Genomic DNA, 26,429 nt, shown 5'->3' with positions numbered 1-26,429 from the left:
GATCTCGGTCATGGCGAAGCGGCACAGATCGGCGCTGATCGTCGGCGCCTCGCGGGGGCTCGGGCTCGGGCTGGTGAAGGCGCTCCTCTCCCGCGGCTGGGACGTCACCGCCACCGCGCGGGGGCCGGCCCCCGACCTCGAAGGGCTCGCCCCGGTGGCACCCCGGGTCGAGCGGGTCGACATCGACGACGACGCGACGGTGATGCGCCTGCGGGAGACGCTGGTGGGGAGAAGCTTCGATGTCGTGTTCATCGTGGCGGGCGTGGCGACCGATGCGCAGGTGCCGGTGCCGGAGATCGACCGCGCGGTGGCGCTCAAGGTCTACGAGACCAACGCGATCAGCCCGATCCGCGCGGCCGAGACCCTCGCGCCCCTGGTGGCGCCGGGCGGCCTCGTGGTGCTGATGAGCTCGATCCTGGGCAGCGTCGCGGCCAATGACAGCGGCGACTGGGAGAGCTACCGGGCCAGCAAGGCGGCCCTCAACACGCTGGCGCGCAGCTTCGAGGCCCGCCATCGGGCCGATCCGTTCGGCGTGGTGCTGATGCATCCCGGCTGGGTGCGCACCGCGATGGGGGGCCCGGAGGCCGATATCGACGTGGCGACGAGCACCGAGGGCATGGCCGAGGTGCTTGAGCGGCAGCTCGGCCGGAAGGGCTGCGTGTACCTGGACTACCGGGGCGAGACCCTGCCCTGGTGAGGGCTCATGCCGATGGCCCGATGCGGCAACCTTGGGCCGTCGGGATCACAGCCCCAGCGCCCGCCCGGCCGCCACCACGGCGAGCCCGGCCGCGATCGCCGCGAGCTCGATGCGGGTCAGCGCCATCACGGCCGCGGCGGTCGCGAGGCCCGCGACGCCCGGCGCACCGGCCGCGAGCCCGGTCGGCAGCGCCGTCGCCATCACGATGGAGCCCGGCAGCGCCCGCAGCGCCCGCTCCACCCGCGGGGTGAGCCGCACGCGGCTCATCATCAGCACGCCCGAGGCGCGGCACAGATAGGTGACGGCCGCAAGCGCCAGGATCGCCAGGGCCGAGCCCGCCGGGCCGGCGAGGAGGTCGCGGATCATCGCGGCGCCCCGTCATCCACGAGAGCGCCGGTGATCAGGCCCGCGAGCGCCCCGGCAGCGATGAAGCCGTAGCCCGGCACGAGGCGCTGCACCGCCAGCGCCACCGCGCCCGAGACCAGCCAGGGCAGGGCCGGGCGGAGGCCGCGCCAGAGCGGCGCCAGCATGGCGGCGAAGAAGACCGGCATGATCATGTCGAGCGCATAGGCGTGCGGCGCCCTCACCAGGGCGCCCGCGAGGTGGCCGGCGGCGGTCGTGGCGACCCAGAGCGGCCACATGCCGAGGCCGGCCCCGACCAGCACCCCGAGGTCGCGCCCGCCCTCCGCCCGGTGGCGCATGCCGATGAGCCAGCCCGCATCCACCAGGACGAACAGGCTGAGCGCCGTGCGCCAGAACGGCGAGCCGCGCATCCAGGGCTGGATCGTGGCGCCCATCAGGATCATGCGGGCGTTGATGAGGGCCGTCACGGTCATGGCGGCGAGGAGGGCCTGCAGCGTCCAGGGCCGGCTCCACACCTCCAGCGTGACCATCTGGGCCGCTCCCGCGAAGACGAGGGCGCTCATGCCGACCGCCTCCCACAGGCTGAGGCCGCGCTGGGCCGCCGCGGCCCCGAAGGCGGCGCCGAACACCGCGATGCTCGGCCAGACCGGCAGGCCGAGGCGCACCCCCGTCAGGAGTCCGGCGCGGGTGAAGGGCGCGGCTTTCATCGGCTTCGCGGGAGTGAGAGGGCGGTGCCGCGCGCCGGGTCAGCCGGCCGCGGGCAGGCGCCGGATCGTCGTGATGGGGCCGCCGCCCGCGGCCCGGATGCGGGCCTCGGCCTCGGCGAGCGGCTCGATCGCGACCGCCATGTGGTGGCCGTTGGCGTGGACGAGACGGGCGGCATCGAGCATCAGGCCCACATGGCCGCGCCAGAACACGAGGTCGCCCCGCCGCAGGCCCGCGAGGTCGGGCGTGACCGGGACCGGCGAGCCCAGCGCCCGCTCCTGCATGTCCGTATCCCGCGGGGCGGCGATCCCGGCAGCCTCGAGGGCGGTCTGCACGAGGCCCGAGCAGTCGAGGCCGAGGCTGGAGCGCCCGCCCCAGAGATAGGGCGTGCCGAGAAAGCGCGCGGCGGTGGCGGCGAAGTCGGGCTCCCGCGCCTCCAGATCGGCCAGATGCGCCGCGAAGACGAAGCCGCCATCGGCGAGCCGCGCATAGAGGCCCTCCGTCCCGGCGACGGCGACGCGGGCGCCGAAGCTCAGATGCGCGAGCGGCGGACGCTTCAAGTCCGGGGCCGGGAAGACGAAGCTGCGCAGGGCGGCCACGCGATGGGTCGGCGCCGGGCCGGGCCCACCGAGGCAGGGGGCCGGCAGGTAGCCGACATACCCGTCCCGGTCGAGCTGGGCGAAGGCCCAGCCCTCCGCCACGTCGTAGACGGTCACGGCCTCGCCGTGCAGCGCTTCCGTGTCCAGGGAGGCATCGTCGCGCGGCGCCCGCCGGAGGGGGGCGAGCGGCGCGGTCACCCGCCGCGCCGTGCCCGCGACGTAGCGGGCGGCCTCCACGAGGCCGCGCAGGCGCTCGTCGGCAAGGTCGGGGCGGGCCGGCGTCAGGCGCGGGTCCCGGATGAAGGGAGGAGAAGCCGAAACGGTCACGGGCGCGACTCTTGGCAGTGCCTTCACGGCCGGACAAGGGCGGCCGGCTGGGGATTTGGCGGAGCATGCAGCCGGACCGTGTGCCTGCGACAGAATGTCCGTGGCCCGGACCGCGCGCCTGCCTGCCTCGTCCGCGAGGCGGATTCGCCTGCTCCCCTTGGCTGATAGCCCCGGGCGGCCATGTCGCGGGGAGCCGTGCGGCAATTCTCCAGGAATCGTCGTGCTGCACTGCAACAATCGGCGCGGATGCGCTATAACCCCTCCATGATGATGGGCCGCCCCGTGAAGAAGCCGACCGACAAGAACCGCCCCCTGCCGCCGATCCGCGTCCGTCGCGAACCGCCGACGGTCGCCGAGGCCGTGGCGGCCGCACAGGATCTCGCCGACGATCTCGAGCAGCAGGTGGAGATCGCCGCCGGCCTGATCGGCCTGCCGCCGGACGAGGTCCGCCCCCATGTCCTGAAGGCCGCCAAGCCGCGACCCGACCGTGCGCCGGAGCGGATCATCAGCACCGGCAGCGGGATGCGCGGTCCCCGCACGGTGATCGTGGAGCGCAAGGTCGGCCGGCCCCTGGTCGAGCGCCGGATCCGTCCCCTCGACGGGCGCCGCTGAGCCGCTTCCGTCCTGTGGCCCCTGGGGCTGACGCCTCCCCGGTGCGCCGGGGCAGCGGCGCGGGCCGCTCCCGGCGCACGCTGTAGCGGTCAGTAGGCCGCGCACTGAACGCGCCTGCGGGTTCTTCGCGGGCTGGTGCTGGCCGGGCCGGAGGGCATGGCCGCGGGGGTGCTCGCGGCCGCCATCGGCGTTTCGGACGCCGGACATGATGGCCCATGCGAGGCGCCGCCTGCTGCGCGAGATCGGCACCACCATCCGCATCCACCTCGCCGACTATGCGGAGGCGATCGGGCCCCGGACCGGGCTCGTGATGGGTGCATCCGGGCAATGACGTGGTCCGGGGCTTCACCGCGGCTCCCGACGCGGCGGCCCTGGCCCGGCTCTGCCGGGAGCGTGACGTGCCCCTCGCCGTCGATCTCGGCAGCGATGCGCTCCATCGATCTCGCGGCCTTCGGCCTGCCGCCGGAGCCGGTCGTGGGTGATGTGCAGTGGCAGGCCGACCTCGTCCCGTTCAGCGGCGGCAAGCTCCTCGGAAGGGGTCCAGTGCGGGATCGTGGCGGGGCGGGCCGATCTCGCGGAGGGCGCGTTCCGCCTCGACCTGCGCACCCTGGATGACGAGGAGGCATTTGAGCGGCAGATCCGACATCTCTTGAATGTGGGGTCAAACGACGGTGGCAGTGATAGATTTCGCGTCGTGAAGGGCTGTCTCGCGGTTCTTTTCCCCTCAACTCCGTGGTATGCGTCTCCTTTGCGTGCGTGAGTTCTTGGCGGCGCGAATGGCTTTCGGCGCCCGCGTACAAAAGGGTATGGTGCGACGAATGACGTCTCTTGAGCCCATCGGGTCGGGCGTGGACACGCTCCGCCTCGACAACCAGCTCTGCTACGCGCTCTACGCCGCCTCGCACCGGATGACGAAGTGCTACCGGCCGCTGCTGGAGCGACTGGGCCTCACCTATCCGCAATACCTCGTGCTGATCGTGCTGTGGGAGACGGACGGGCTCACCGTCTCGGAGATCGGGCGCCGCCTGCGGCTGGATTCCGGCACCCTCACCCCGGTTCTCAAGCGCCTCGAAGGCGCGGGCTTCGTGCGTCGCACCCGCCGGCAGGCGGATGAGCGCGAGGTCGAGATCAGCCTGATGCCCGCGGGGCTCGCGCTGCGGGACGAGGCCGTGGAGGTGCGCCGCACGATCGTTCGCCAGCTCAAGATGTCGGAGGCGGAGATTGCCGATCTGCGCAAGCGGCTCGACGACCTGATCGCCACCCTGAGTGTCGAGGCTTGATGCGGCCGTGCGCCGAGGTCCTGCGCAAGTAGTTTGCCAGTTAAAAATTTGGCTTGAGCACCGTCGCGCTCCTGCTATGTGAGGAGCGCTCTCCCCTCGCGCCTGTTGGCGGCCGCGCTTGGCTCACCCGTGAGACCCGAACCCTGCTCCATCCCGAGCCGGTTGCCGGCCGGCGGAACCCGGCGCCGTCCGGGCGACTGACGCGGGATGAAGAACCCGCGCAACGTGGCGAGCATGTTCGCCGGATGGGGAGATGGCGCCGATCTCCCGCGCCGTCAGGTCGGTGTGCTGCCGCTGCGCAAGGGGCCCGATGGCGGGCTGCAGGTGATGCTGATCACCTCGCGGGAGACGCGGCGCTGGGTGATCCCCAAGGGCTGGCCCATGAGGGGGCTCAAGAACCACGAGGCGGCAGCGCGGGAGGCCTACGAGGAGGCCGGTCTGATCGGGCGCGTCAGCAAGCACGCCGTCGGCAGCTATCTCTACCACAAGCGCCTCAAGAGCCGCGACACGGTGCTCTGCCAGGTGCAGGTCTTCCGCCTCGATGTCCGCAAGCAGCTCAAGAACTGGCCGGAGCAGCAGGAGCGCGAGGGGCGCTGGTTCTCCGCCTCGGAGGCCGCCGAGGCGGTCACCGAGGCGGGGCTGGCGGCGCTGATCCGTGCCATTGCCAGCCGCGAGACGAAGCCCGGCAAGCGGCGGCTCCAGGGCGCGGCGCAGGTCTGACGTCGCGCGCCGCGCCCTGGAGCCGCCGCTCGTCCGACCGGCCTCTCTGCGCAGGGCAGCCGGGTCATCCGATATCCGGCCGATGGCCTCGCCATGCGGATGGGGGCTCGATGATCCGCTCTCCGAACCGATGGTCCGGAAGCCGGATCAAGCCATCCCGAAGAGATCCCGGGCGATGCGCCCATGCGCCTCCCGCAGCGCGCGCAGGTCGATCCCGAGCGGCTGCCCGTCGACGACGCGCCAAGCGCCCGCCACCATGACCCGGTCGGCCCGGCTCGCGCCGCACAGGACGAGCGCGGCCAGGGGATCGTGGCTGCCGGAGAAGCGCAGGTCGTCGAGGGTGAACAGGGCGAGGTCGGCCTCCAGCCCCTCCGCGATGCGGCCGATATCGTCGCGCCCGAGGCAGCGGGCGGAGCCTTCGGTGGCCCAGCGCAGGGCGTCGCGATGCGTCACCGCCTCGGCCCCGTAGGTGAGCCGGTTGAGCATCAGGGCGTGGCGCACCTCCTCGATCAGGTTCGAGGCGTCGTTTGAGGCCGAGCCGTCGACCCCGAGCCCGACCGGGCTTCCGGCCGCTTCGAGCTCGCAGGTGCGGCAGAAGCCCGAGGCGAGCGTCATGTTGGAGGTCGGGCAATGGCACACGCCGACGCCGGCGCGGCCGAGCCGTGCCACCTCGGCATCGTCGAAATGGATGCCGTGGGCCAGCCACGTCCTGGGCGACAGCCAGCCGACCTCCTCCAGATAGTCGAGCGGGCGCTGCCCGAAGGCCGCGAGGCAGTAGTCGGTCTCGTCGCGGGTCTCGGCGAGATGCGTATGCAGGCGGCAATCATGCGCCTCGGCGAGCGCCGCGCTCTCGCGCATCAGGCGCTTCGTCACCACGAAGGGCGAGCAGGGGCTGAGCGCCACCTGCACCATCGCGCCGGGCCTGCGGTCGTGGAAGAGGTTCAGCACCCGCTCGCAATCGGCGAGGATCGCGTCGTGATCCTGCGTCACGCTGTCGGGGGGCAGGCCGCCCTCGGTCTCGGACAGGCTCATCGAGCCGCGGGTGACGCAGGCCCGGATGCCGAGCGCGCGCGCCTCCGCGACCTGGATGTCGACCGCCTCCTCCAGGCCCCTCGGGAACAGGTAGTGATGATCGGCCGCGGTGGTGCAGCCGGAGAGGAGCAGTTCCGTGTAGGCGAGCCGCGTCGCCAGCCGGAACGCCTCCGGAGTCAGCCGGGCCCAGTACGGATAGAGCGCCTTCAGCCAGGGGAAGAGCGGCTTGTCGATCGCCGCCGGATGGGCCCGGGTGAGGGTCTGGAAGACGTGGTGATGGGTGTTGACGAGGCCCGGGAGGATGACGTGGCGCGAGGCATCGAAGATCTCGTGCACCGGGGAGGCGGGGGCGCCGCCGCCGGGCACGCGCTCGACGATGCGGGTCCCCTCCACCACGAGGCCGCCGCCCGCCTCCTCGGCCAGGATGGCGAGCGGATCGCGCAACCACAGCCGCGGGCCCGCCGCTCCCGCCACCGCCTCGTCCTGCTGCATCGTGTCCCCCCGGGCGATCCGCGCGTCGCGCGTCTGTCGGACGAAGATGATGCGCCGGCACGGGATGGCGACGAAGACCTCCCGCGGCCCCAGCCCATATCCGCATCCTGGCGGCGCAGCCGCCAAGCGGAAGCTGCCAAGCGTAGCCACCATGTGCGGCCGCCATGCGGCGTTGCGGCCCTTCCGGCCCGGGTGGAAACCCGGCCGCCACTATGGACGATGCACCCATCCTCCTCATACTACCGGCTGGGGAGATGAAAGATCTGAGCATGGTTCAACAGACGGCGCCTGTCGCCCTGATCGCGGACGACGACGAATTCTTCCGTCTCGCGATGGTCGCGATCCTCAGCCGGAGTCTCGGGTTCGGCGAAGTCGTGGAGACGGGATCGCTTGATGCCGCGCTGGATCAGCTCGCCCAGCGCGCCAGCGGCATCACGCTGGCGCTGTTCGACCTTGCGATGCCGGGCATGGAGGGGCCGGGCAGCCTCAGCGCGGTCCGGGAGTGCTTTCCCTGGGTGAAGGTGGCGGTGGTGTCCGGATCGAGCGAGCGCCACAAGATCCTCGCCGCCCTCGAAGTCGGCGTCCACGGCTATGTCCCGAAGGGGCTGGGTTCCTCGGAGCTGACGCGGGCGGTGGGCATGATCCTGGAGGGCCAGATCTACGTGCCGCCCTCCCTCGCGGTGCTCGACGGGCGCTCCCGGTCCACGGCGCGCCCCGCGTCGGAGGCAGCCGAAGGAGGGCTTCGCGGCGGGCGCTCGGTGGAGCTTACGCCTCGCCAGCGCGACGTCCTTGCCCTTCTGGTCGAGGGCAAGTCGAACAAGGAGATCGCCCGCCAGCTGCAGCTCGGCGAGGGCACCGTGAAGGTGCATATGGCCGCGCTGCTGCGCAGCCTCGGCGTGCAGAACCGCGCCGCGGCGGCGGTCGTCGGGGCGCGGCTCCTCGCCGGCTGACCGCTTCCGGCGGACGGTCCGGCGCCTCTTGTCCGGCGCCTCTTGGAGTCCGTGCAGAGGAAGCGGACACCCTGTTTCCGGCACCGGATTTCCCTCCGGACATCCGATCGGTCGAAGTCGGATTCGCGCCGATGCGCTCCGCCGGGCGGGAGGCGTCGCCCACAACTGTGTGCTCCGTCACATCGCAACTTTGACCTGCATCATTCCGATTGTCCCGCCGGTCGGTGCATGGGACAAAGGAGACAGGCCCGGTCCGCCGCGACCGGGCCGGGCGCCGCGCCCGCCTGGCGGCTCCCTCCACGACGAAAGCACCAGATCCCCGCGATGGAACGGGATGCGATCGGATCCGAGGCCATCCGCGACGCCCTTGCCGAGTTGCTCCAGCAGCCCCCGCTCAGGAAGTCGCCGCAGCTGTCGGCCTTCCTCTCTTACGTGGTCGGGGAGAGCCTCGCGGGTCGCGGCAGCCTGCTGAAATCCTACACGATCGCCACCGACGCGCTGGGCCGCGCGCCGAACTTCGATCCGGCCACCGATGCCATCGTGCGGGTCGAGGCGCGCCGCCTGCGGCAGGTTCTCCAGCAGATCTACGAGGATCCCGCCTGCCCGCTCACCGTGCGCATCGACCTGCCGCTCGGGCGCTACGAACCGACCTTCACGCAGATCGCATCGGCCGCCGCGCATCGTCCCGCCCTCGACCCGGCGGCGAGCCTGCGCGAGAGCGAGCAGCGTTACCGGGCCCTCGTCCAGGCGAGTGCGGCGATCGAGTGGCGGGCGAGCCCGGATGGGCAACTCGTCCAGAGCGCCGGCTGGACTGCCCGCACCGGCAAGCCCGATGCGGCGATCGGCGACGGCGGCTGGCTCGATGCCCTCCATCCCGACGACCGCGAGCGCGCCGCCGCGGCCTGGGCGGAGGCCCGCCGCTCCGGCGAGCCGCTGGAGATCGCCTACCGTGTCCGCCATCGCGGGGGCGGCTACCGCTGGATGCTCGCCCGTGGCCTGCCCCTCGAGAACCTCGACGGGAGCATCCGGGAATGGGTCGGCATCCTGTCGGACATCCACGAGCAGGTGATGGCGCAGGAGGCTCTGCGCTCCCGCGACGAAGCCTTGAGCCTCGCGGTGGCGGCAGCCGGGCTCGCGGTCTTCGAGATCGATCCCGCGACCCGGATCGTGCGCTGGTCGGAGGGCGCCTCCGACCTGATCGGAGCGGTCGACGGGCCGCTCGAAGCCTGGACCCGGCGCATCGATCCGGCGCATGCGCCGCAGGTGATCGACGCGCTGGAGCAGGCGCTGCGGGGCGAGGGCGGCTTCGATCTCGTCTATCGGGTCACCGATGCGGCCGGGCTCCAGTGCTGGATCGCCTGCCGCGGAAACCGCCTGCGCACCGCCCGCGGCGAGGCTCGCGTCTTCGGGGTGGCCATCGACGTCACCGGCCGCTACGTGGGCCCGCCTTGACCGCGAAGCCGGAGCGCGTGAGGGGGAGCCGCGGCGGAGGGTCGGACGTGGAAGCCGGAATGGTGCATGAGGGGCGCGACGGCTGGCTGTTCCTGGTCGGCGGCAACAACGACGTGCTCGCCCAGTACAGGCGGTCGTGGCGGACCTGGGCGCACGACTGGCGCTGGCGGCAGGTCGTCATCGCGCGGGCCGACCGCTGCCGGCGGCTCGGGATCCGCTACCTGCACATCGTCGTGCCGGAGAAGCTGACGATCTACGACAACCTGACCGGCGGGCTTGCCCTGGACGTCGCGGCCTCGCCGGCGCAGCGGCTGCGGCGCTGGCTGCGCGGATCGGCCGCGGCGGGCGCCTATCTCGACCTTGTGGAGCCCATGCGGGCCCGGCGGGATGCGCAGGAGCTCTATTTCCGCACCGACACGCACTGGACGCATGACGGCTGCTTCATCGCCTACGAGGCGATCTGCCGCCGCCTCGGAACGGCGCCGCGGGAGGATCTGCGCAGCGGCCGGGCCCTGCCCCCAGCGCCGGTCTGCGGCGATCTCGGCCAGAAGCTCACGCCGCTGCGCTTCGAAACCTATGTTCCGCAGGCGCTGCAGCGGGACGCGGTGCGCATCTACGCCAACGACCTCGTGCGGGATTTTGAGGCGGAGGACCGCATCGGCGAGCTGCATCTCGGCACCCACGTCGTGTTCCGCAACGACGCGCCCGGGGCCGATCCGCGCCGCCTTGTGGTGTTCGGCGATTCCTGCGCGCATTTCCGCTGGGAGGTCTATAGCGGCCAGCTCACCGGCCTCCTCGCCGAGACCTTCCGGGAGGTGCACTTCCTGTGGACCCCCGGGATCGACTGGGACTACCTGGCCGAGGTCCGCCCCGACGTGGTGATCAGCGAGTTCGCGGAGCGGTTCCTGGCGCGGCTGCCGCCGAAGACATTCCGGCGCGCAGCCCTCGCGCGGCTCGTGCGCGAGCGCAAGGGCATGCCGCAGCCGACCGCCGCCTGACGGCGGCCTGGGCCCGGGCCGCCGAGGCGAACCTCCCCGGATCCTCCGTCATACGGCTTCCGGTTGATCCGTTCGGAGACAAGAGGGCGCGGGAACCGCGGGATCCCCTCTCCCGTGCGGGAGAGGGGTAGGGGTGAGGGTCCCGGACCGTGCAGCAAGCACCCACAACCGTGGTGCTGGCAGCGGGACGGTTCAGGATACTTGCTGAACCACCTGGACCCTCACGCGCGATCTTCGATCGCCTGCCCCTCTCCCGCACGGGAGAGGGGTTCCCCGCGCATACCCGTCTCGGAAGGAATCAACCAGAAGCCGTATCAGGCCGCCGCGCGGGCCGGCTTGGGGGAGCGCGGAGCGCGTGGGGCGGCGCGCTTCTTCGCAGCCGGGGCGGGTGCGGGGCTGCTTCGCGGCCCGTGCCACCAGCCCTGCCAGCTCCAGGCCCCCGGTCCGGCCAGGGCCGCGAGCACCAGGCCGCCTGCCAGGCCCGCCTGGGCCAGGAACAGCTCGCGCTCGACGAGGGCGCTCGCGCCGGCGAAGTCCCAGAAGCGGTGGAGGAGCAGCCCCATCACCAGGGTGTGGATGGCCAGAGCCCAGCCGGTGAGTCGCGGCAGGACGCCAAGCGCGAGGGCGAGCGGCCCGAAGATCGTGACGACGACCGACACGGTCGCCACCGCGTGCGGATAGGGCATGCCCGTGGCGGCCAGCGTCAGCGCGAAGCCCGAGGGGTTGAGCGCCCGCGCGATGCCGGCGGGCAGCAAAGCCGCGGCCAGCAGCAGACGGCCCGCCAGCAGGATCCCGTCGCGGTTGCGCCCCTCGATTGCCATGTCCCCGGTCCTCCGCGGTACCCTGTCGCCCGCCTCAACCCTGCGGGGTCCAGCCTCAAGGGCCGGTTAATGCCGCTCGGCTGAAGAGCTTCGCCCGGCCCGGCCTTCGACCGGGCCGGGGGCCGGGCGGGCCATCGCCCCGGAGCCGAACAGCCGGCCGCGCTCCGTCCAGACCACGACCGCCAGCGCGATCCCGCTCAGGGCGCAGTAGCCGATGCCGAGCGGGATCACCGTGCCGTCGAAGGACTGGCCGACCAGGAGCCCGCAGAAGGCTGCCAGCAAGGTCGTGTAGAAGCCGATGAACGAGGAGGCCGTCCCGGCGATCGCCGCGAGCGGCTCCATGGCGATGGCGTTGAAGTTCGGCATCGCGAAGCTGAGCAGGAACTGGCAGGCGGCGAGCGTCAGGATCAGGAGCGGCAGCGGCGGCCGCCCCGCGAAGGCGAGCATCAGCCCGAGCTGCGCCACGGCCATCAGGCAGAGCCCGATCAGCCCCCCGTGCGACAGGCGCCGCATGCCGAAGCGGCGCACCAGCCGGGCGTTGATGAGGGTCGCCACACCCATCGCGCCCGCGATCAGCCCGAACGCCACCGGGAACAGGCGGCCGAGCTGATAGATGCCGGTGTCGAAGATCGCCTGCGCCGAGCCGACATAGGCCATGATGCAGCCGGTCAGCAGGCCGAGCGCGGTCGCGTAGCCCAGGGAGGCGCGGGTCGCCGCCACCGTGGCGATGCCCCCGGCCACCGCCCGGATGTCGAGGGGCCGCCGATAGGCCGGATGCAGCGTCTCCGGCATCCGCCAGCCGAACCAGGCCAGCGCCACGACGGCGAGCGCCAGCATCGCCCCGAAGATCAGCCGCCAATGGCCGAGCGCCAGGATCAGGCCCCCCATCGCCGGCGCGAGGATCGGCACCATCAGGAAGACCATCATGCAGAAGGACATGACGCGGGCCATGTCGCGCCCCTCGAACCGGTCGCGCACGATGGCGACCGCGAGGATGCGGCCGGCCGCGCCGCCGATGCCCTGCACGGCCCGGGCGAGGAGCAGGAACTCGAAGCTCGGCGCCATCATGGCAAGCACGCTGCCGGCGAGATAGATCGCGGTGCCGCCGATCAGCGCCGGCCGGCGGCCCACCGAATCCGACAGCGGGCCGTAGACGATCTGCGCCAGCCCGAAGCCCAGCATGTAGACGTAGACGAGGAGCTGCGGCCGGTTCGGGTCGGCGATGGCAAAGTCGTGGGCGATCGCCGGGAAGGCCGGCAGGAAGCTGTCGATCGTGACGGCGGTGAGGCCCATCACGAAGGCCGTGAGGGCGACGAACTCGACGAAGCCCGGCCCGGTCCAGGGCTTGGGCGAGAGAATCTTCGTGGCCGGCTGCGTCGTCTGGGTGTGAGCCTCGCGTGTCATGCCGCTCTTAAGCCTTTGAGTTGGCCGCATTTTTCGGCGACGAGCCGGGATCCGCTTCGTCGGAAAATGCTCCAGCCCAGGGCTCGGGCCGGTGGCCGGACCAGTGCCGGAGGCGCATCCCCGCCGCAAGGCGGCGGCGCACATGCCTCCCCTGCGGGCTGCCGCCGGCTCACGCCACCGCGTCCACCACCCCGCCGATGAGGTTGCGGCCGAGCAGGAACTCCGAGGGGAAGTCGGTGCGCACCAGGGGCTCCCGGGGAACGGGTCGGGACAGCGCCTCGGCCTCGGCGCGCCGCGCCGCCACCGCCTGCGCGATGGAGACCGCCTCGAAGCGCAGGCGGATACCGGCCTGCGCCTGGGCGAGGCGTCCGAGATCGGGGCCGATCACCGTCGCGATCTTCGGATAGCCGCCGGTCGATTGCCGGTCGGCCATCAGGATGATGGGCTTCCCCTCCCCCGGCACCTGGACCGCCCCCATGGCGATGCCGTCCGAGACGATGTTGTAGCCGCGGGCGTGCCTGAGCGGCGTCCCGTCGAGGAAGCAGGCCATGCGGTCGCCCCGCGGCGTCACCGTCCAGGGACCGTCGAGGAAGGCCGCGATCTGGTCCTCGGCGAAGAAATCGTCCTGAGGACCTAGCACGACGCGGATCGACTCCGGCTTGCGGTCGAGCCAGGGCGCGAGGAGGGCATGGACCTCCTCGGGGCCCGGCCGGGCATCGCGGATCGGCAGGAGGTCGCCCGCCTGCAGGGCGCGGCCGTTCAGGCCGCCGACGCCCGAGCGCGTGTGGGTCGCGGTCGAGCCGAGCACCGGCGGGACGTCGATCGTGCCGGCGACCGCGAGGTAGCACCATGCGCCCGCCTGTCCGGCCCGGACCGCGAGCGTTGCGCCGGGCCGCAGCGTCAGCAGGGCGGCGGGAGGCACCGGCTCGCCGTCGAGGCGGATACGGAAGGCGCCGCCCGCGAGCGCCACCCCGATCGGCGCTCCCTCCGCCGTCAGCTCGATGCCGGCGAGCGAGATCTCGATCGCGGTGGCGCCGAGCGGCCCGTCGAGGGCGCGGTTGACGGTGGCATGGGCGAGCGGGTCCATCGGCCCGGCCGCCGTGAAGCCGTAGCGCAGGTAGCCGTGCCGCCCGGCATCCTGCAGGGTCGCGCCGGGGCCCGCCGCGAGGATGCGCAAGCCGATGCTCATGCGGCCTCCCGGCGTCCGACGCGCTCGCCCGCCGCCGCCCGCGCGTCGAGATCCGCGAAGGTCGCGGCATCGACCGGCTCGAAGCGCAGGGTGTCGCCGACCGAGACCGGGAAGGGATTCTCCCGATCCGGCGCGTAGAGCCGCTCGGGGGTGCGGCCGATCACGTACCAGCCGGTCGGCATCGGCACGCTGCCGACCGCCGCGAGGCCGCCGCCGATCATCAGGGCGTTCGGGGGGTGCGGCGGGCGCGGCGTCGCCCGGCGCGAGACCGCGAGCGCCTCCGGCAGGCCGCCCAGATACGCGAAGCCCGGCGCGAAGCCGTACATGTAGACCCGGTACTCCGCCCCGGCATGGAGGCGGGCGACCTCCGCCACCGGCCGCCCGATCGCCTCCGCGACGGCGCCGATATCCTCGGCCAGCGCCGGGTCGTAGCAGCAGGGCAGGATCCAGCGGGCGCCCGCATGCCGGGCTTCCCCCGGACCGGGCTCGCCGGCCCGGTCCGCCAGGGCGCGGACCCGCGCGGCGAGCGTCTCCCGGTCGAGGACCAGGGGATCGTAGTGGATCATCAGCGAGCGGTAGGTCGGCACCGTCTCGCGCAGGCCCGCCAGTGGGTCGGCCCGCAGGGCGTCGTCGAGGGCGAGCACGAGGTCGCTGATCGCCGGGTCGACCCGGTCGCCGAATTCCGCGACCAGGGCCGCCTCGCCGGCATCAAGGAGGCGCGGCCCCGTCATGGCGCCGGCCGGAAGGGCGCGAGCGTCAGGCCGGCCGCTTCGAGCCGCGTGCGGACGGCGCGGGCGGTCGCGACGGCGTTCGGCGAATCGCCGTGGACGCAGATGGAGCGGATCGGCGTCGGCAGGCGCCTGCCGCTGGCCGCGATGATCGCACCCTCCTGCACCATGGCGAGGACGCGCCCGGCGGCCTCCTCCGGATCCTCGATCAGGGCGCCCGGCTGGCCGCGTGGGACGAGCTGGCCGGCCTCCGTGTAGCCGCGATCCGCGAAGATCTCCTGGTGGATGTCGAGGCCGAGCGCCTCGCCCGCGCGCACCTGTGCGGTGAGCGCGATGGCCAGGAGCGACAGGCCGGGATCGACCGCCTTCACGGCGCGGGCGATCGCCATGGCGACCTCCTCGTGGGCGGCGGCGTGGTTGCCGAGCGCCCCGTGGGTCTTCACGTAGGTGATGCGGTGGCCCGCATAGGTCGCGAGCGCCTGCGCGGCCCCGATCTGATAGGCGACGATGCGCTCGATCTCGGCCGGGGTGTAGGGCAGCACGCGCCGTCCGAAGCCCCAGAGGTCCGGGAAGCCCGGATGCGCGCCCACGGCAACGCCGCGCTCGCGGGCAATCCCGAAGGTGCGCGCCATGATCTGCGGATCGCCCGCATGCATGCCGCAGGCGACATTGGCCGAGGTGACGATGGCGAGCATCGCCGCGTCGTCGCCGCAGCGATAGTCGCCGAAGCCTTCGCCGAGATCGGAGTTGAGGTCGATGGAGGGCATGGGATCTCCCGTCGTTTCGACAACGGATTGGCACGCCTCCCCTCTCCCGAGTGGGAGAGGAGGGAACAGTGATACGTATCAGATCCCCAGATAGGCCCGCCGCACCTCCGGATCGTCGCGCAGCGTCGCGGCGGGACCGGTGAGAATCAGGCGGCCGGTCTGGAGCACGTAGGCGCGGTCGGCGATGGAGAGCGATTCCGCGAGCCGCTGCTCCACCAGCAGGATCGTCACACCCGCCGCCCGGATCGTCTCGATGGCGGAAAAAATCTCGTCGACGAGCTTGGGCATGATGCCCTGGGAAGGCTCGTCGAGCATCAGGAGGCGCGGGCGGGTCATCAGCGCGCGGCCGATCGCCAGCATCTGCTGCTCGCCGCCCGAGAGCGTGCCGGCCCGCTGCGGCAGCCGCTCCTTGAGGCGGGGGAAGAGCGAGAACACCCGCTCCAGCGGCCCGTCCGCATCGGGCTGCCCCCGGTAGAGATACCGGCCGAGCCGCAGGTTGTCGGCGACCGAGAGGCGCGGGAACAGGCGCTTGTTCTCGGGCACGTAGGCGATGCCGCGGGCCGTGATGAGATGGCCCGGCAGGCCGTCGATGCGGGCGCCGTCGAACACGACCTCGCCCGCGCGGGGGCGCTCCATCCCGGCGATCGACTTCAGCAGCGTCGACTTGCCGGCGCCGTTCGCGCCCGCGACGACCACGATTTCGCCCTTGGCGACCTCCAGCGAGACGTCCTGGATGGCGAGCAGGCCCTGATAGGCCGTGGAGAGGGAGCGGACCTCAAGCAGCACGGTGGCGCTCTCCCAGATAGGCGGTGATGACCGCATCGTTGCGCACGACCTCGGTGGGCGGCCCCTCCGCCAGCACCCGGCCGAGATGCAGCACCACTGCCCGGTCGACCAGGGGCATCACCACCTCCATGACGTGCTCGACCATGATCACGGTCACGCCGCGCTCGGCGACGCGCCGGATCAGCTCGACCCCGGCCTTGGCCTCGCTGGGGGTGAGGCCGGTCAGCACCTCGTCGAGGAGGAGGAGGCGCGGCTCGGTGGCGAGCGCGCGGGCGACTTCGAGCCGGCGCTTCTCGGGCGGCGTGAGTTCGCCCGCGACCGCCTCCGCCCGGTGGGCGAGGCCGACCGCGTCGAGGGTGGCGAGCGCCGCCGTCCGCGCCTCCGCGGCCCGGCGATGGCGCACGAAGCCGCCGACGATGACGTTCTCGACCACGTTCATCGAGTCGAAGGAGCGCGGCACCTGGAAGGTGCGGGCGATGCCCGCCCGGCAGCGCTCGGGCGCCGGAAGGTCGGTGATGTCCCGCCCCTCGAACAGGATGCGCCCGCTCGTCGGCCGGTAGGCGCCGGAGATCAGGTTGAACAGCGTCGACTTGCCGGCGCCGTTCGGGCCGATGAGGCCCAGGATCTCGCCGCGCCTCACCTCAAGGCAGATATCGGCATTGGCGACGAGGCCGCCGAAGCGGAGCGTCACGTGGTCGACGCGCAGAATCGGGTCTTGCTGCGGGATCTCTTGCCGCGGGATCGGGTCGGCACTCACGGCGTGGCCTCCTGGTTGCGGGCGGTGCGGGTGCGGCGGAAGAGGCTCAGCACGCCCTCGGGCCGGGCGAGCGCCACGCCCATGACGAGGAGGCCGTAGAGGATCAGGTCGAGGCCGCTGCCGCTGCCGCCGAGATACGAGCGGCTGATCTCGGTGAGGGGGATGAGGATCGCCGCGCCGACAAGCGCCCCCCACAGCGTCCCGATGCCGCCGAGCACCGCCGGAAGGGCGAAGAGCAGCGAGAAGCGGAAGCTCATCACGCTCTCGGGATCGATGTAGGAGACGTAGGCCGCGTAGAAGCCGCCGCCGATCGCCGTGAAGAAGGCCGAGACCGCCGCCGCCGCCATCTTGGAGCGGAAGACTTCGACGCCGAGGCTCTCGGCGGCCTGGGCGTCGTCCTTCACGGCCCGCCACCAATAGCCCCAGCGGGATTCCTCGATCAGGTAGGTGACGAACCACACCGCCACGAAGAGCCCGAGGGCGAAGTGGAAATACGGGACCTTGTCGCGGGCGAATTGCAGGGTCCACCAGGAATCCGGGTTGAAAGGCCACTGGATGCCCATGGCGCCGCCGACGAAGTCCCAGTTGTGGACGAGCAGCAGCCCGATCTCCGCGATCACGATGGTGGCAATCGAGAAGTAGTGGCCGGCAAGCCGGAAGCACGGATAGCCGAGGAGGAGCGCCACCAGCGCCGAGGCGAGGCCGCCCGCCAGCATCCCGCCCCACGGCAGCACGCCGTAATTCACGAACAGCACCGTGGTGAAGTAGGCGCCGAGCCCGAAATAGAGGGCGTGGCCGAGCGAGATCTGCCCGCAATAGCCGCCCAGGATGTTCCAGCTCTGCGAGAGGGCCGCGTACATCACCGTGAGGATGAGCACGTTCTGCAGGTAGACGTCGCGCACCCCGTAAGGCAGCGCGGCCATGGCGGCGAAGACGAGGAGCCCGACGACGAGGGTGCGGCGGCGCTTGGCGGAATGGGTCGGGACGGGGGCACGCACGGAGGCGGCGGTGAGCGTGGTCGAGGTCATCAGAGCCTCCCGAACAGACCCTGCGGGCGCACGAACACGACCGCGAGGTAGAGGGCGTAGACGCCCACCGACTTGAGGGCGGGCGGCAGGATCACCGCCGTGAAGGCCTCGACGAGGCCGACGATGATCCCGGCGACGAGCGCGCCCGCGACGCTGCCGAAGCCGCCGAGCGCCACCGTGACGTAGGCGATGAGGGCGAAGCTCGCTCCGACCTGAGGGTGGATGTAGTAGAACACGGCGAGCACCGCGCCGGCGAGACCGACGAGGGCCGCGCCGAGGCCCCAGCCCAGCGCGAAGACCCGGTTGCGGTCGATGCCCACCAGGGCGACGGCGCCCTGGTCCTCGCGGGTGGCTTCGAGCGCCCGCCCGAAATCGGTGCGGCTCATCAGGAGGTGCAGCCCGCCGAAGGCGGCGAGCGACACGGCCGCGCCGAAGATCTGCGGCCAGGGCAGGAAGACGCCGCCGAGATCCAGGGTGTGCCCGCCGAGCCACGTGTTCTGCACATTGCGGTAATCGGGGGTGAAGAGGTATTGCGCGGCGCCCTGGAGCAGGATCGCGAGGCCGAAGGTCGCGAAGATCTGCACCATGCCCTGGTTAGCCTTGGCCCGCATGGCGAAGCGCACGATGCCCAGATAGGCGGTGGCGCCGAGCGCGAACAGGAGGGCGGCGACCAGCGGCATCAGCACCACGGGGTCGAGATGCGTCGCCAGCACCAGAAAGAAGGTCGCGTACATGGCGATCATCAGGAACTCGCCATGGGCGAAGTTCACCACGTCCATCAGGCCGAAGATCAGCGAGAGGCCGACCGCGATCAGGGCGTAGATCAGGCCCATGAGCAGGCCGCTCGCCAGCACCTGCGCCAGCGCTTGCGTCGTCATCGGGGGGAACCTCCCGGGCTCGTCGTGGAGAGGGTGCCTGAGATCCGCGGGATCCCCTCTCCCACCCGGGAGAGGGGATCCCGCGTCGTCTCCGGCGAGGCTCACGCCTTCATCGGCCACTGTGCGGGGGCGACCGCCACCGATTCGGGGAAGACCGTGACGAACTTGTCCCCGACCCATTGCAGCAGCACCGGATCGGCATCGGGGTTCTGGCCGTCCGGGCCGAAGGCGACCCGCTTCCAGGGCATGATGGTCTGTGCGCCCGGGATGTCGGTGGCGGCGAGCGCCGCCCGGATCTTCTGGCTGTCGGTGGAGCCGGCGCGGTTCAGCGCATCGGCGAGCACGAGCAGCGCCATGAACTGGCGCGAGGTGTTGTCGTTGAGGTCGCGGTTCGCCCGTGCCTTGTAGAGCGCGTTGACCGTCCCGATCGAGGGGCGCTTGGCCGCGAGGTCGAGGGAGAAGCTGCCGCGCGAGATCAGGCCCTGGAGCTTGTCCCCCACCGTGTCGAAGGTGACCTTCTCGGAGAAGCCCGCGGCTTGAGCGATCATGCTCTTCGGCTGGTAGCCGAGCTCGCCCATGGTCTTGGTCAGCAGGATCGCGTCCGTGGTGTAGCAGGTCGGCAGGAGCACGTCGGCATTGGCGGTCTTGAGCTGCTGCACCTCGGCCGTGAGCGAAGGCGAGTTGGTCTTGTACTTGATGTCGGCGACGATCTTGTAGCCGCGCTCAGTGGCGAGCTTGCGCTGCACGGTGGAGGAATCGATCCCGTAGATCGTGTCCTCGAAGAACAGGGCGACCGAGTCGATCTTCTGCCCCTTGCGCCGCATCGCATCGAGGAAGTCGAACATCGCGGCCGAGAACATCTCGTCATGGGCGGCCGGGCGGAAGAAGTACTTCAGGCCCTTGCGGTGCAGGCTCGGCGAGGAGGAATCCGCGCAGACGAAGGGCATGCCGTAGCGCTCGGCCGTGGCACTGACCGTCGCGGAGACCGCCGACTGGTAGCAGCCGAGGAGCGCCGAGACCTTGTCCTGGGTGATCAGGCGCTCGGCCTCGGCCCGGCCCTTCTGCGGGTCGGCCTGATGGTCGGCGAAGACGAGCCGGATCTTGGCGCCGCCGAGGCCCGGCAGGCCCATGCCCCTGGCAAGCGGCAGGTCGAGGTCGTGGCTCGTATTGACGATGTCGAGCGCGGTCTCGATGGCGTGGCGGGCATCGACCCCCACCTGCGCGCTCGCTCCCGACATGGCGTAGAGGACGCCCACGATCACCTCGTCCGCGGCGCGGACGGGCGCCAAGCCCATCCCGGACATTGCGAGGGCCCCCGCGCCCCCGACCAGAAGATCCCGACGACGAATCATTGAGCGTTCCTCCAGGGTTTCAGTTCGCGGACTTCAGATCACCGCGAACTCGGTGTTGCGGCGGTCGGTGATGAGCATGGCGCCCGGCGCATGCGTGATCGCGAAGGCGGGCTTCGAGGCGGCGATCACCGATTGCGGGGTGACGCCGCAGGCCCAGAAGACCGGGATCTCGTCCGCCCCGATGCGGACCGGATCGCCGTAATCGGGCTTGGCGAGGTCGCGGATGCCGATGGCCTCGGGCAGCCCGAGATGGACCGGCGCCCCGTGCACGGCGGGAAAGCGCGAGGTGATCTGCACCGCCCGGATCGCGTCGGCGGGCTTGAGCGGGCGCATCGAGACCACCATGGGGCCGCCGAAGGGCCCGGCCGGCCGGCAGGGAATGTTGGTGCGGTACATCGGCACGCGCACGCCCATCTCCACGTGGCGCAGCGGCAGCCCGTCCTCGACCATCGCGGCCTCGAACGAGAAGGAGCAGCCGATCGCGAAGGCCACGAGGTCGTCGCGCCAGAGATCGGCGACGTCGCGGCGCTCCTCCACCATCTCGCCGTTCCGCCAGACGCGGTAGCCCGGGATGTCGGTGGCGATGTCGAGATCCTCCCCGAGCTCGGGGATCCGCCGCTCGCCGGGCGCCGAGACGCCGATGATCGGGCAGGGCTTCGGGTTGCGCTGCGCAAAGAGAAGGAAGTCGGTGGCAAGCTCCTTGGGCAGCACCGCGAGGTTGGCCTGCACATGGCCGGGGGCGAGGCCCGCGGTGCTGCCGGTGATCTCGCCGCGGCGGCAGGCGAGCCGCGCCTCGTGGGCGCTGAGGTGCGAGAGGTCGGCGGGTCGGCGGAGGGGAGCGGTCTGCATCGGCGTCTCCATTGCCCAGGAATGAGGCATGGTCACATTCTGTGCGATCGAGCGCCAATCGTGATTCATCATCGAAATCGATAAGCTGCGCTTATGTCTGCCACGTCCCGCCCGCGACCGCGCAGGCGAGGCGGGCAGCGGGCGCGGCGAGGCCGCAATCGGGCGTGTTGGCGTAGGTGGCCGTGAAGACGATGTCGGGCAGGCGGACCGCCGTATTGAGGATGCGCAGCTGGCCGCTCTCGATCTCGCGCGAGACGATCTCCGGCGGGATCACGCAGACGCCGATCCCTTCGAGGGTCATGCGGACGATCGTGGACAGGGAGGCGTTGCTGTAGAGGCGCGGCGGCGGCAGGTTCGAGCGCGCGAGCAGGTCGTGGAGCTGGACGTAAGGGTTGGTGTTCTTCGGGTAGGTGATGATGGGAAAGCGCACGAGGTCGGCCAGCGCCACCTCGCCGGGCCCGAAATCCAGCCGCGGCGAGGCGATCCAGGCGACCGAGTAGCTGCACAGCGGCAGGTTCACGAGGCTCGGCATGGTGATCGGCCCGACCAGGAAGGCGAGGTCGAGGTCGCGGGACAGGAGAGCGTCGCGCATGTTGGGCGAGATGTCGACCGAGAGGTCCACGGTGACGCCCGGATAGGTCTGGCTCATCGCCTCGATGAAGCGCATCAGCCATGTGTGCACGATGGTCTCGGAGACCCCGAGGCGCAGCACGCCCTTCATGGTGCCGGGGCTCGCGATGGCGGCCATCATCTCGGTGCGCAGGCGCAGGAACCGCTCGGCATAGACGAGGAGATCGCGCCCCTTGGCAGTGAGGCAGACCGAGCGGGCGCGCCGCTCGAACAGCTTGACGCCGAACTCCTCCTCCAGGGCAGCGATCCGCTGGGACACGGCCGGCTGCGTCGTGTTCAGGCGCTCGGCCGCTTGGCGGAAGCTGCATAGCGTCGCTGTCCAGTAGAAGATTTCGAGACTTCTCAGGTCCGCCATTCCCCGCCCCGGCTTCGGCCGTGGCGGATTCTGCAGCAAGGACCGTACCGGGCGCCAGCGGCGCCCGCGCGGCAGCGGCGCCCGCGCGCCGCCCTCAGCCGTGCCCCCGCCCCACCACCGTGCGGATCGCGAAGCTCGACTGGATGCGGGCGACGCCGGGAAGCCGGGAGAGCACCTCCTTGTGCAGGCGCTCGTAATCCCCTGCATCCTTCACCTCGATCCGCATCAGATAGTCGGAGAGGCCGGTCATCAGGTAGCAGTCGCGCACCTCCGGGCAGCGGCGCACCGCCGCCTCGAAGCGGTTGAGGAATTCCTCCGTCTGCCGGTCGAGGGTGATCTGCGTCAGCACCACGAGCGGCGCGGCGCCGTCCGGCTCGTCGATCAGGGCCGTGTAGCCGCGGATGACGCCGCTCCTCTCCAGGAGCCTTAAGCGGCGCAAGGTAGCGGAGGGCGACAGGCCGACCTGCGCGGCGAGGTCCGCGTTGCTGATGCGCCCGTCGCCGCGCAGCACGCGCAGGATGCGCGCATCGATGTCGTCCCGGGTCATCGCAGATCCTCTCAATGGGCCGCAGACGATTGCGTGTCCGCTCCCTGTATCGCAGATCCTGCGGCGAAGAGGCGGGACATTCGACGATCCTTGCGCGAGACTCCGGGCCTCAAGCGGTGTCCGGATCGAAGGGGTCGGTGCGATGCGCGTTCTCGTGCTGGGTGGCGGCGTGGTGGGCGTCGCCTCGGCCTATTACCTCGCCCGCGCGGGGCATGAGGTCACGGTCCTCGACCGGCAGCCCGGCGCGGGGCTCGAGACGAGCTTCGCCAATGCGGGCCAGGTCTCGCCCGGCTATTCGGCGCCCTGGGCGGCCCCCGGCATCCCGCTCAAGGCCATGAAGTGGCTCATGATGCGCCACCGGCCGCTGGTGCTCTGGCCGCGCCTGGAGCCGCGCCTCTACGGCTGGCTCGCGCAGATGCTGGCGAACTGCACCGAGGAGGCCTACCGGCGCAACAAGGGCCGGATGGTCCGCCTCGCCGAGTTCAGCCGCGACGCCCTGCGGGAGCTGCGCGCGGAGACCGGCATCGCCTACGACCACCGCGAGAAGGGCACCCTCCAGCTCTTCCGCACCCGCAAGCAGCTCGACCATGTCGGCGAGGATACCTCCGTCCTCGATGAGTACGGCGTCGCCTACGAGGTGCTGGACGAGGGCGGCTGCATCGCCGCCGAGCCGGCCCTCGCGCGGGTGAGGGGCGGGTTCGTCGGCGGGCTTCGCCTGCCGGGCGACGAGACCGGCGACGCGCATCTCTTCACGCAGCGGCTCGCTGCGATCTGCGCGCGGCGGGGCGTGAGCTTCCGCTACGGCGTCACCGTCGCGCGGCTGCGGCACGAGGCCGGGCGGATCACCGGCGTCGAGACGGGCACCGGCGAGGTTCTCACCGCCGACGCCTATGTGGCGGCCATGGGCAGCTACACGCCCGCGCTCCTGCGCCCGCTCGGCCTTGCGCTGCCGGTCTACCCGGTGAAGGGCTATTCGCTGACGCTGCCCGTGACGGACGAGAGCGCAGCCCCCGTCTCGACCGTGATGGACGAGACCTTCAAGGTGGCGATCACGCGTCTGGGCGACCGCATCCGGGTCGGCGGCACGGCAGAGCTTGCCGGGTTCAGCGGGACGCTGCGGGGCCCGCGGCGGGCGACGCTGGAGCGCTCCCTGCGCGACCTCTTCCCGGCCGGCGGGGATGCGCGGCAGGCGCAATTCTGGACGGGCCTGCGCCCGATGACGCCGGACGGCACGCCCATCGTGGGTCCGACCGTCTATGACAATCTCTACACCAATACCGGACACGGCACGCTCGGCTGGACCATGGCCTGCGGCTCGGGCCGGCTGCTCGCGGACCTGATCACCGGCCGCGCGCCCGAGATCGCGCACGAGGACCTGTCGGGCGCCCGCTACCTCAAGGCGGCCTGAGGCGCAGGGCGCGGAACTCGGGTATGGAAGGGGCCTGCTCGCGCCCGACCAAGGGGGCGCGGGGAAGAACCCCTCTCCCGCTCGGGAGAGGGGTTCTTCCCCGCGCGTCGCCCGAGACGATGTGGCAGGGTGAGCGAAGCCACAGGATCCGACTCGTGCCTCACCCCTCCCCCCTTCCCCGCGCCACCCGGGTGGTGCGCCGGGACGACCTCGCCTCGGGCGAGATCATCGACCGCATCGTCCTCGATCACGGCGACCGGCACCGGCGCCGCTTGGCCATGCGGGGGCTCGGCGGGCTCGCCTTCCTGCTCGACCTGCCCGAGCCGACGGTGCTGGAGGACGGCGACGCGCTGCGGCTGGAGGACGGCCGTCTGGTCTGGGTCGAGGCGGCGCCGGAGCGGCTCCTGGAGATCCGGGCGCCCGATCCCCGCGCCCTCAAGCGCCTGATCTGGCATATCGGCAACCGGCACATCCCGGCCGAGATCGGCGACGATGTGGTCTGGATCGCCGAGGACCACGTGCTTGCCGCCATGGTCGAGGGGCTCGGCGGCACCGCGACGCCGGTCGTCCGCCCCTTCCGGCCGGAGGGAGGCGCCTATGCGGGCGGCCATTCACACGACCACGCGCATGACCACGGCCATTCCCACGGCCACGCCCATGGCTGAGGGGCCGGCTCGGGACGCGCTGCTGCTGCTGTCCTGGCTCTCGCCCGGCTATCCGGTCGGCGCCTACGCCTATTCGCACGGGCTCGAATGGGCGGCGGAGGCGGGCGACGTGCGCGACGAGGCGAGCCTGCGGGCTTGGCTCGCCGACGTGCTGGCGCACGGAGCCGCGCGCAACGATGCGATCCTGGCCGCGCACGCCCATGCGGCGGGGGCGCGGGGCGACGCAGAGGCCGCGGCGGCGCTGAACGACCTCGCGCTGGCGCTGGCGCCCTCGCGCGAGCTCCACCTGGAGACGAGCCAGCAGGGCCGCTCCTTCCTCGATGCGACCTGCGCGGCGTGGCCCGTGCCGGCTCTCTCGGCGCTGGCCGGGCGGCTCGCGGGGCCGGTCGCCTATCCGGTCGCGGTCGGGCTCGCGGCGGGGGCCCACGGCATCGCCCGCCCGATGCTCCTCACCGGCTATCTCGCCGCTTTCCTGCAGAACCTCGTCTCGGCGGCCTTACGCCTCGCGCCGGTGGGACAGAGCGCCGGCACGCGGGTCGTGGCGTCCTTAAGCCCCGCGGTGGCGGCCGTGGCGGCGGAGGCCGAGGCGGCGTCCCTCAATGACATCGGTGCCGCGACGGTGCGGCTCGACCTCGGCAGCTTCCGGCACGAGACGCAGTACAGCCGCATCTTCCGGTCCTGAGGCGACGCGGATCGCAACGGGCCGGACGTAAGAGCCCCGAGCGCTCCCCAAGCTCTCCGGCAGCACCATTGACAGGCCAGCGTGGCTACGGCTTTATTCCCGCGCATGTAACACTATAACATTCCATAGGCCGATGCCGCAGCCCCCCTCACCCCGCCTGCCCGTCACCGTCCTGTCCGGCTTCCTGGGCGCGGGCAAGACCACGCTCCTCAACCACGTGCTGAACAACCGGCAGGGCCGGCGCGTCGCCGTGATCGTCAACGACATGAGCGAGGTGAACATCGACGCCGATCTCGTGCGCGGCGGGGCCGACCTCTCGCGGACCGACGAGAAGCTGGTCGAGATGACGAATGGCTGCATCTGCTGCACGCTGCGCGACGACCTGCTCCAGGAGGTGCGCCGGCTCGCCCGCGAGGGCCGATTCGACTACCTCCTGATCGAGAGCACCGGCATCTCGGAGCCGCTGCCGGTCGCCAGCACCTTCTCGTTCCGGGACGAGGCCGGCGAGAGCCTCTCGGATGTCGCGCGGCTCGACACGATGGTCACCGTCGTCGATGCGGTGAACCTGCTGCGCGATTACGGCTCGAACGACTTCCTGCGCGACCGCGGCGAGACGGCCGGCACGGAGGACCATCGCACGCTCGTCGACCTGCTGGTCGAGCAGATCGAGTTCGCCGACGTCGTGGTGGTCAACAAGGCCGACGATGTCGACGCGGACCACCTCGCCCAGGTTCTGGCCGTGGTGCGGGGCCTCAATGCCGACGCGCGCATCGTGCCGGCTCGCTACGGCGAGGTGCCGCTCGATGCGGTCCTGAACACCGGCCTCTTCAGCGAGGAGAAGGCCGAGCGCCACCCGCTCTGGTACAAGGAACTGTTCTCGCCCGAGGCGCACAGGCCCGAGACCGAGGAATACGGCATCCGCTCCTTCGTCTATCGGGCGCGCCGGCCGTTCCACCCGGAGCGGTTCGACGCCGTCCTGCGCCGGACCTGGCCGGGCCTGATCCGCGCCAAGGGGCATTTCTGGCTCGCGACCCGCCCGGACTGGGTGGGCGAGGTCTCGCTCGCCGGGGCGATCGCCCGCACGGGCGCCCTGGGCCGCTGGTGGGCGGCGGTCCCGCGCCGGCACTGGCCGGATCACCCGGAATGGCGCCAGCTCCTCGACCGGCACTGGAGCCCGGTCTGGGGCGACCGGCGCCAGGAACTGGTCTTCATCGGCATGGACCTCGACGAGGCGGCGCTCCGCGCGGCCCTGGATGCCTGCCTCGTCGGCTCGGCGGCGACGGCCCGTTTCGAGCCGCAGCTGTTCCGCCACCTGCCCGACCCGTTCCCGGCCTGGACGGCTGTGGCGGCCTGACC

29 protein-coding genes are annotated in these 26,429 nt (G+C 71.7%); 12 read left to right on the top strand and 17 right to left on the bottom strand.

Going from position 1 to position 26,429, the window contains the following annotated elements; genetic code table 11:
* Positions 1–10: 10 nt before the first annotated feature.
* Positions 11–697, top strand: coding sequence for an SDR family NAD(P)-dependent oxidoreductase (locus tag MNOD_RS05405; protein WP_015927823.1), 687 nt, complete (start codon positions 11–13; stop codon positions 695–697).
* 45 nt (positions 698–742) lie between these two features.
* On the opposite strand, the gene MNOD_RS05400 is transcribed toward MNOD_RS05405, so the two are convergent.
* Genes MNOD_RS05400 through MNOD_RS05390 form a run of 3 tightly spaced genes read right to left on the bottom strand, consistent with a single transcriptional unit; the run spans position 743 to position 2,691 of the window.
* Complete coding sequence (locus MNOD_RS05400) at positions 743–1,063, bottom strand: AzlD family protein (protein WP_015927822.1); 321 nt, start codon at positions 1,061–1,063, stop codon at positions 743–745.
* Positions 1,060–1,767 (bottom strand): AzlC family ABC transporter permease, encoded by a 708-nt coding sequence (locus tag MNOD_RS05395; RefSeq protein WP_015927821.1) that lies wholly within the window; start codon positions 1,765–1,767, stop codon positions 1,060–1,062. The genes MNOD_RS05400 and MNOD_RS05395 overlap by 4 nt, the downstream gene beginning before the upstream one ends.
* 39 nt (positions 1,768–1,806) lie before the next feature.
* Positions 1,807–2,691, bottom strand: a complete 885-nt coding sequence (locus MNOD_RS05390; RefSeq protein ID WP_015927820.1) for a C40 family peptidase — start codon at positions 2,689–2,691, stop codon at positions 1,807–1,809.
* A gap of 264 nt (positions 2,692–2,955) precedes the next feature.
* Between MNOD_RS05390 and MNOD_RS05385 the strand changes: the two genes are divergently transcribed.
* The 4 genes from MNOD_RS05385 to MNOD_RS05375 all read left to right on the top strand — a co-directional run bounded on the left by MNOD_RS05385 (position 2,956) and on the right by MNOD_RS05375 (position 5,303).
* Positions 2,956–3,303, top strand: a complete 348-nt coding sequence (locus MNOD_RS05385) for a hypothetical protein (RefSeq protein ID WP_043748133.1) — start codon at positions 2,956–2,958, stop codon at positions 3,301–3,303.
* A gap of 205 nt (positions 3,304–3,508) precedes the next feature.
* Complete coding sequence (locus MNOD_RS48820; protein WP_244424668.1) at positions 3,509–3,634, top strand: hypothetical protein; 126 nt, start codon at positions 3,509–3,511, stop codon at positions 3,632–3,634.
* A gap of 487 nt (positions 3,635–4,121) precedes the next feature.
* Positions 4,122–4,583, top strand: a complete 462-nt coding sequence (locus MNOD_RS05380; protein WP_043748129.1) for a MarR family winged helix-turn-helix transcriptional regulator — start codon at positions 4,122–4,124, stop codon at positions 4,581–4,583.
* Between the two features lie 234 nt (positions 4,584–4,817).
* A complete protein-coding gene (locus MNOD_RS05375; protein ID WP_050783490.1) occupies positions 4,818–5,303 on the top strand; it encodes an NUDIX hydrolase in 486 nt (161 codons plus the stop codon).
* 147 nt (positions 5,304–5,450) lie between these two features.
* Here the strand turns inward: MNOD_RS05375 and MNOD_RS05370 are convergent, their stop codons facing one another.
* Positions 5,451–6,827, bottom strand: coding sequence for an 8-oxoguanine deaminase (locus MNOD_RS05370; RefSeq protein ID WP_015927816.1), 1,377 nt, complete (start codon positions 6,825–6,827; stop codon positions 5,451–5,453).
* Between the two features lie 269 nt (positions 6,828–7,096).
* Here MNOD_RS05370 and MNOD_RS05365 point away from each other — a divergent pair, with 269 nt between their 5' ends.
* The 3 genes from MNOD_RS05365 to MNOD_RS05355 all read left to right on the top strand — a co-directional run bounded on the left by MNOD_RS05365 (position 7,097) and on the right by MNOD_RS05355 (position 10,227).
* Entirely contained in the window at positions 7,097–7,777 is a 681-nt protein-coding gene (locus MNOD_RS05365; RefSeq protein WP_043750472.1) for a LuxR C-terminal-related transcriptional regulator, read from the top strand.
* A gap of 324 nt (positions 7,778–8,101) precedes the next feature.
* Entirely contained in the window at positions 8,102–9,229 is a 1,128-nt protein-coding gene (locus MNOD_RS05360) for a PAS domain-containing protein (protein WP_015927814.1), read from the top strand.
* Positions 9,230–9,276: 47 nt separating this feature from the next.
* Complete coding sequence (locus tag MNOD_RS05355) at positions 9,277–10,227, top strand: alginate O-acetyltransferase AlgX-related protein (protein ID WP_015927813.1); 951 nt, start codon at positions 9,277–9,279, stop codon at positions 10,225–10,227.
* A gap of 314 nt (positions 10,228–10,541) precedes the next feature.
* Here the strand turns inward: MNOD_RS05355 and MNOD_RS05350 are convergent, their stop codons facing one another.
* From MNOD_RS05350 to MNOD_RS05290, 13 genes are all read right to left on the bottom strand, one after another.
* Positions 10,542–11,048 (bottom strand): DoxX family protein, encoded by a 507-nt coding sequence (locus tag MNOD_RS05350; protein ID WP_015927812.1) that lies wholly within the window; start codon positions 11,046–11,048, stop codon positions 10,542–10,544.
* Positions 11,049–11,114: 66 nt separating this feature from the next.
* Entirely contained in the window at positions 11,115–12,452 is a 1,338-nt protein-coding gene (locus MNOD_RS05345) for a multidrug effflux MFS transporter (protein ID WP_015927811.1), read from the bottom strand.
* Positions 12,453–12,621: 169 nt separating this feature from the next.
* Positions 12,622–13,641, bottom strand: coding sequence for a 5-oxoprolinase subunit C family protein (locus MNOD_RS05340; RefSeq protein ID WP_015927810.1), 1,020 nt, complete (start codon positions 13,639–13,641; stop codon positions 12,622–12,624).
* Entirely contained in the window at positions 13,638–14,372 is a 735-nt protein-coding gene (locus MNOD_RS05335; RefSeq protein WP_015927809.1) for a 5-oxoprolinase subunit B family protein, read from the bottom strand. The genes MNOD_RS05340 and MNOD_RS05335 overlap by 4 nt, the downstream gene beginning before the upstream one ends.
* A complete protein-coding gene (locus MNOD_RS05330) occupies positions 14,369–15,136 on the bottom strand; it encodes a LamB/YcsF family protein (RefSeq protein WP_015927808.1) in 768 nt (255 codons plus the stop codon). Before MNOD_RS05330 ends, MNOD_RS05335 begins: the two co-directional genes overlap by 4 nt.
* 78 nt (positions 15,137–15,214) lie before the next feature.
* Positions 15,215–15,919, bottom strand: coding sequence for an ABC transporter ATP-binding protein (locus MNOD_RS05325; protein ID WP_043750464.1), 705 nt, complete (start codon positions 15,917–15,919; stop codon positions 15,215–15,217).
* A complete protein-coding gene (locus tag MNOD_RS05320) occupies positions 15,912–16,649 on the bottom strand; it encodes an ABC transporter ATP-binding protein (RefSeq protein WP_043750461.1) in 738 nt (245 codons plus the stop codon). Before MNOD_RS05320 ends, MNOD_RS05325 begins: the two co-directional genes overlap by 8 nt.
* 26 nt (positions 16,650–16,675) lie before the next feature.
* Complete coding sequence (locus tag MNOD_RS05315; RefSeq protein ID WP_015927805.1) at positions 16,676–17,707, bottom strand: branched-chain amino acid ABC transporter permease; 1,032 nt, start codon at positions 17,705–17,707, stop codon at positions 16,676–16,678.
* Positions 17,707–18,585, bottom strand: coding sequence for a branched-chain amino acid ABC transporter permease (locus tag MNOD_RS05310; RefSeq protein WP_015927804.1), 879 nt, complete (start codon positions 18,583–18,585; stop codon positions 17,707–17,709). The genes MNOD_RS05315 and MNOD_RS05310 overlap by 1 nt, the downstream gene beginning before the upstream one ends.
* A gap of 101 nt (positions 18,586–18,686) precedes the next feature.
* Positions 18,687–19,937 carry an ABC transporter substrate-binding protein gene (locus MNOD_RS05305; RefSeq protein WP_015927803.1) on the bottom strand — a complete coding sequence of 417 codons (1,251 nt, stop codon included), beginning with the start codon at positions 19,935–19,937 and terminating at the stop codon, positions 18,687–18,689.
* Positions 19,938–19,970: 33 nt separating this feature from the next.
* The gene (locus MNOD_RS05300) at positions 19,971–20,786 is read right to left on the bottom strand and encodes a putative hydro-lyase (RefSeq protein WP_015927802.1); all 816 of its coding nucleotides are present in this window, start codon (positions 20,784–20,786) and stop codon (positions 19,971–19,973) included.
* A 91-nt stretch (positions 20,787–20,877) separates the two neighbouring features.
* Entirely contained in the window at positions 20,878–21,771 is an 894-nt protein-coding gene (locus MNOD_RS05295; RefSeq protein WP_015927801.1) for a LysR family transcriptional regulator, read from the bottom strand.
* Between the two features lie 94 nt (positions 21,772–21,865).
* The gene (locus MNOD_RS05290) at positions 21,866–22,318 is read right to left on the bottom strand and encodes an Lrp/AsnC family transcriptional regulator (RefSeq protein ID WP_015927800.1); all 453 of its coding nucleotides are present in this window, start codon (positions 22,316–22,318) and stop codon (positions 21,866–21,868) included.
* Positions 22,319–22,460: 142 nt separating this feature from the next.
* Here MNOD_RS05290 and MNOD_RS05285 point away from each other — a divergent pair, with 142 nt between their 5' ends.
* The 4 genes from MNOD_RS05285 to zigA all read left to right on the top strand — a co-directional run bounded on the left by MNOD_RS05285 (position 22,461) and on the right by zigA (position 26,427).
* Positions 22,461–23,726, top strand: a complete 1,266-nt coding sequence (locus MNOD_RS05285; protein WP_015927799.1) for a D-amino acid dehydrogenase — start codon at positions 22,461–22,463, stop codon at positions 23,724–23,726.
* A gap of 155 nt (positions 23,727–23,881) precedes the next feature.
* Positions 23,882–24,391, top strand: a complete 510-nt coding sequence (locus tag MNOD_RS05280) for an urease accessory protein UreE (protein WP_015927798.1) — start codon at positions 23,882–23,884, stop codon at positions 24,389–24,391.
* Positions 24,354–25,073 (top strand): urease accessory protein UreF, encoded by a 720-nt coding sequence (locus MNOD_RS05275; RefSeq protein WP_015927797.1) that lies wholly within the window; start codon positions 24,354–24,356, stop codon positions 25,071–25,073. Before MNOD_RS05280 ends, MNOD_RS05275 begins: the two co-directional genes overlap by 38 nt.
* A 133-nt stretch (positions 25,074–25,206) precedes the next feature.
* A complete protein-coding gene (gene zigA, locus MNOD_RS05270; protein WP_015927796.1) occupies positions 25,207–26,427 on the top strand; it encodes a zinc metallochaperone GTPase ZigA in 1,221 nt (406 codons plus the stop codon).
* Positions 26,428–26,429: the final 2 nt, after the last annotated feature.

This window comes from Methylobacterium nodulans ORS 2060 (assembly GCF_000022085.1).
In the GTDB taxonomy this organism is placed as follows: domain Bacteria; phylum Pseudomonadota; class Alphaproteobacteria; order Rhizobiales; family Beijerinckiaceae; genus Methylobacterium; species Methylobacterium nodulans.
Note: the sequence above shows the minus strand (reverse complement) of the source record. Positions and strands in the feature narration are given on the sequence as shown.

What these genes read in the sequence shown, in the direction of transcription:
- MNOD_RS05405 (WP_015927823.1), top strand. Translation starts at nt 11, where the DNA reads ATGGCGAAGCGGCACAGATCGGCGCTGATCGTCGGCGCCTCGCGGGGG.
- MNOD_RS05400 (WP_015927822.1), bottom strand. Translation starts at nt 1,063, where the DNA reads ATGATCCGCGACCTCCTCGCCGGCCCGGCGGGCTCGGCCCTGGCGATC.
- MNOD_RS05395 (WP_015927821.1), bottom strand. Translation starts at nt 1,767, where the DNA reads ATGAAAGCCGCGCCCTTCACCCGCGCCGGACTCCTGACGGGGGTGCGC.
- MNOD_RS05385 (WP_043748133.1), top strand. Translation starts at nt 2,956, where the DNA reads ATGATGATGGGCCGCCCCGTGAAGAAGCCGACCGACAAGAACCGCCCC.
- MNOD_RS48820 (WP_244424668.1), top strand. Translation starts at nt 3,509, where the DNA reads ATGATGGCCCATGCGAGGCGCCGCCTGCTGCGCGAGATCGGCACCACC.
- MNOD_RS05380 (WP_043748129.1), top strand. Translation starts at nt 4,122, where the DNA reads ATGACGTCTCTTGAGCCCATCGGGTCGGGCGTGGACACGCTCCGCCTC.
- MNOD_RS05375 (WP_050783490.1), top strand. Translation starts at nt 4,818, where the DNA reads ATGTTCGCCGGATGGGGAGATGGCGCCGATCTCCCGCGCCGTCAGGTC.
- MNOD_RS05370 (WP_015927816.1), bottom strand. Translation starts at nt 6,827, where the DNA reads ATGCAGCAGGACGAGGCGGTGGCGGGAGCGGCGGGCCCGCGGCTGTGG.
- MNOD_RS05365 (WP_043750472.1), top strand. Translation starts at nt 7,097, where the DNA reads ATGGTTCAACAGACGGCGCCTGTCGCCCTGATCGCGGACGACGACGAA.
- MNOD_RS05360 (WP_015927814.1), top strand. Translation starts at nt 8,102, where the DNA reads ATGGAACGGGATGCGATCGGATCCGAGGCCATCCGCGACGCCCTTGCC.
- MNOD_RS05350 (WP_015927812.1), bottom strand. Translation starts at nt 11,048, where the DNA reads ATGGCAATCGAGGGGCGCAACCGCGACGGGATCCTGCTGGCGGGCCGT.
- MNOD_RS05345 (WP_015927811.1), bottom strand. Translation starts at nt 12,452, where the DNA reads ATGACACGCGAGGCTCACACCCAGACGACGCAGCCGGCCACGAAGATT.
- MNOD_RS05340 (WP_015927810.1), bottom strand. Translation starts at nt 13,641, where the DNA reads ATGAGCATCGGCTTGCGCATCCTCGCGGCGGGCCCCGGCGCGACCCTG.
- MNOD_RS05335 (WP_015927809.1), bottom strand. Translation starts at nt 14,372, where the DNA reads ATGACGGGGCCGCGCCTCCTTGATGCCGGCGAGGCGGCCCTGGTCGCG.
- MNOD_RS05330 (WP_015927808.1), bottom strand. Translation starts at nt 15,136, where the DNA reads ATGCCCTCCATCGACCTCAACTCCGATCTCGGCGAAGGCTTCGGCGAC.
- MNOD_RS05315 (WP_015927805.1), bottom strand. Translation starts at nt 17,707, where the DNA reads ATGACCTCGACCACGCTCACCGCCGCCTCCGTGCGTGCCCCCGTCCCG.
- MNOD_RS05310 (WP_015927804.1), bottom strand. Translation starts at nt 18,585, where the DNA reads ATGACGACGCAAGCGCTGGCGCAGGTGCTGGCGAGCGGCCTGCTCATG.
- MNOD_RS05305 (WP_015927803.1), bottom strand. Translation starts at nt 19,937, where the DNA reads ATGATTCGTCGTCGGGATCTTCTGGTCGGGGGCGCGGGGGCCCTCGCA.
- MNOD_RS05300 (WP_015927802.1), bottom strand. Translation starts at nt 20,786, where the DNA reads ATGCAGACCGCTCCCCTCCGCCGACCCGCCGACCTCTCGCACCTCAGC.
- MNOD_RS05295 (WP_015927801.1), bottom strand. Translation starts at nt 21,771, where the DNA reads ATGGCGGACCTGAGAAGTCTCGAAATCTTCTACTGGACAGCGACGCTA.
- MNOD_RS05290 (WP_015927800.1), bottom strand. Translation starts at nt 22,318, where the DNA reads ATGACCCGGGACGACATCGATGCGCGCATCCTGCGCGTGCTGCGCGGC.
- MNOD_RS05285 (WP_015927799.1), top strand. Translation starts at nt 22,461, where the DNA reads ATGCGCGTTCTCGTGCTGGGTGGCGGCGTGGTGGGCGTCGCCTCGGCC.
- MNOD_RS05275 (WP_015927797.1), top strand. Translation starts at nt 24,354, where the DNA reads ATGACCACGGCCATTCCCACGGCCACGCCCATGGCTGAGGGGCCGGCT.
- zigA (WP_015927796.1), top strand. Translation starts at nt 25,207, where the DNA reads ATGCCGCAGCCCCCCTCACCCCGCCTGCCCGTCACCGTCCTGTCCGGC.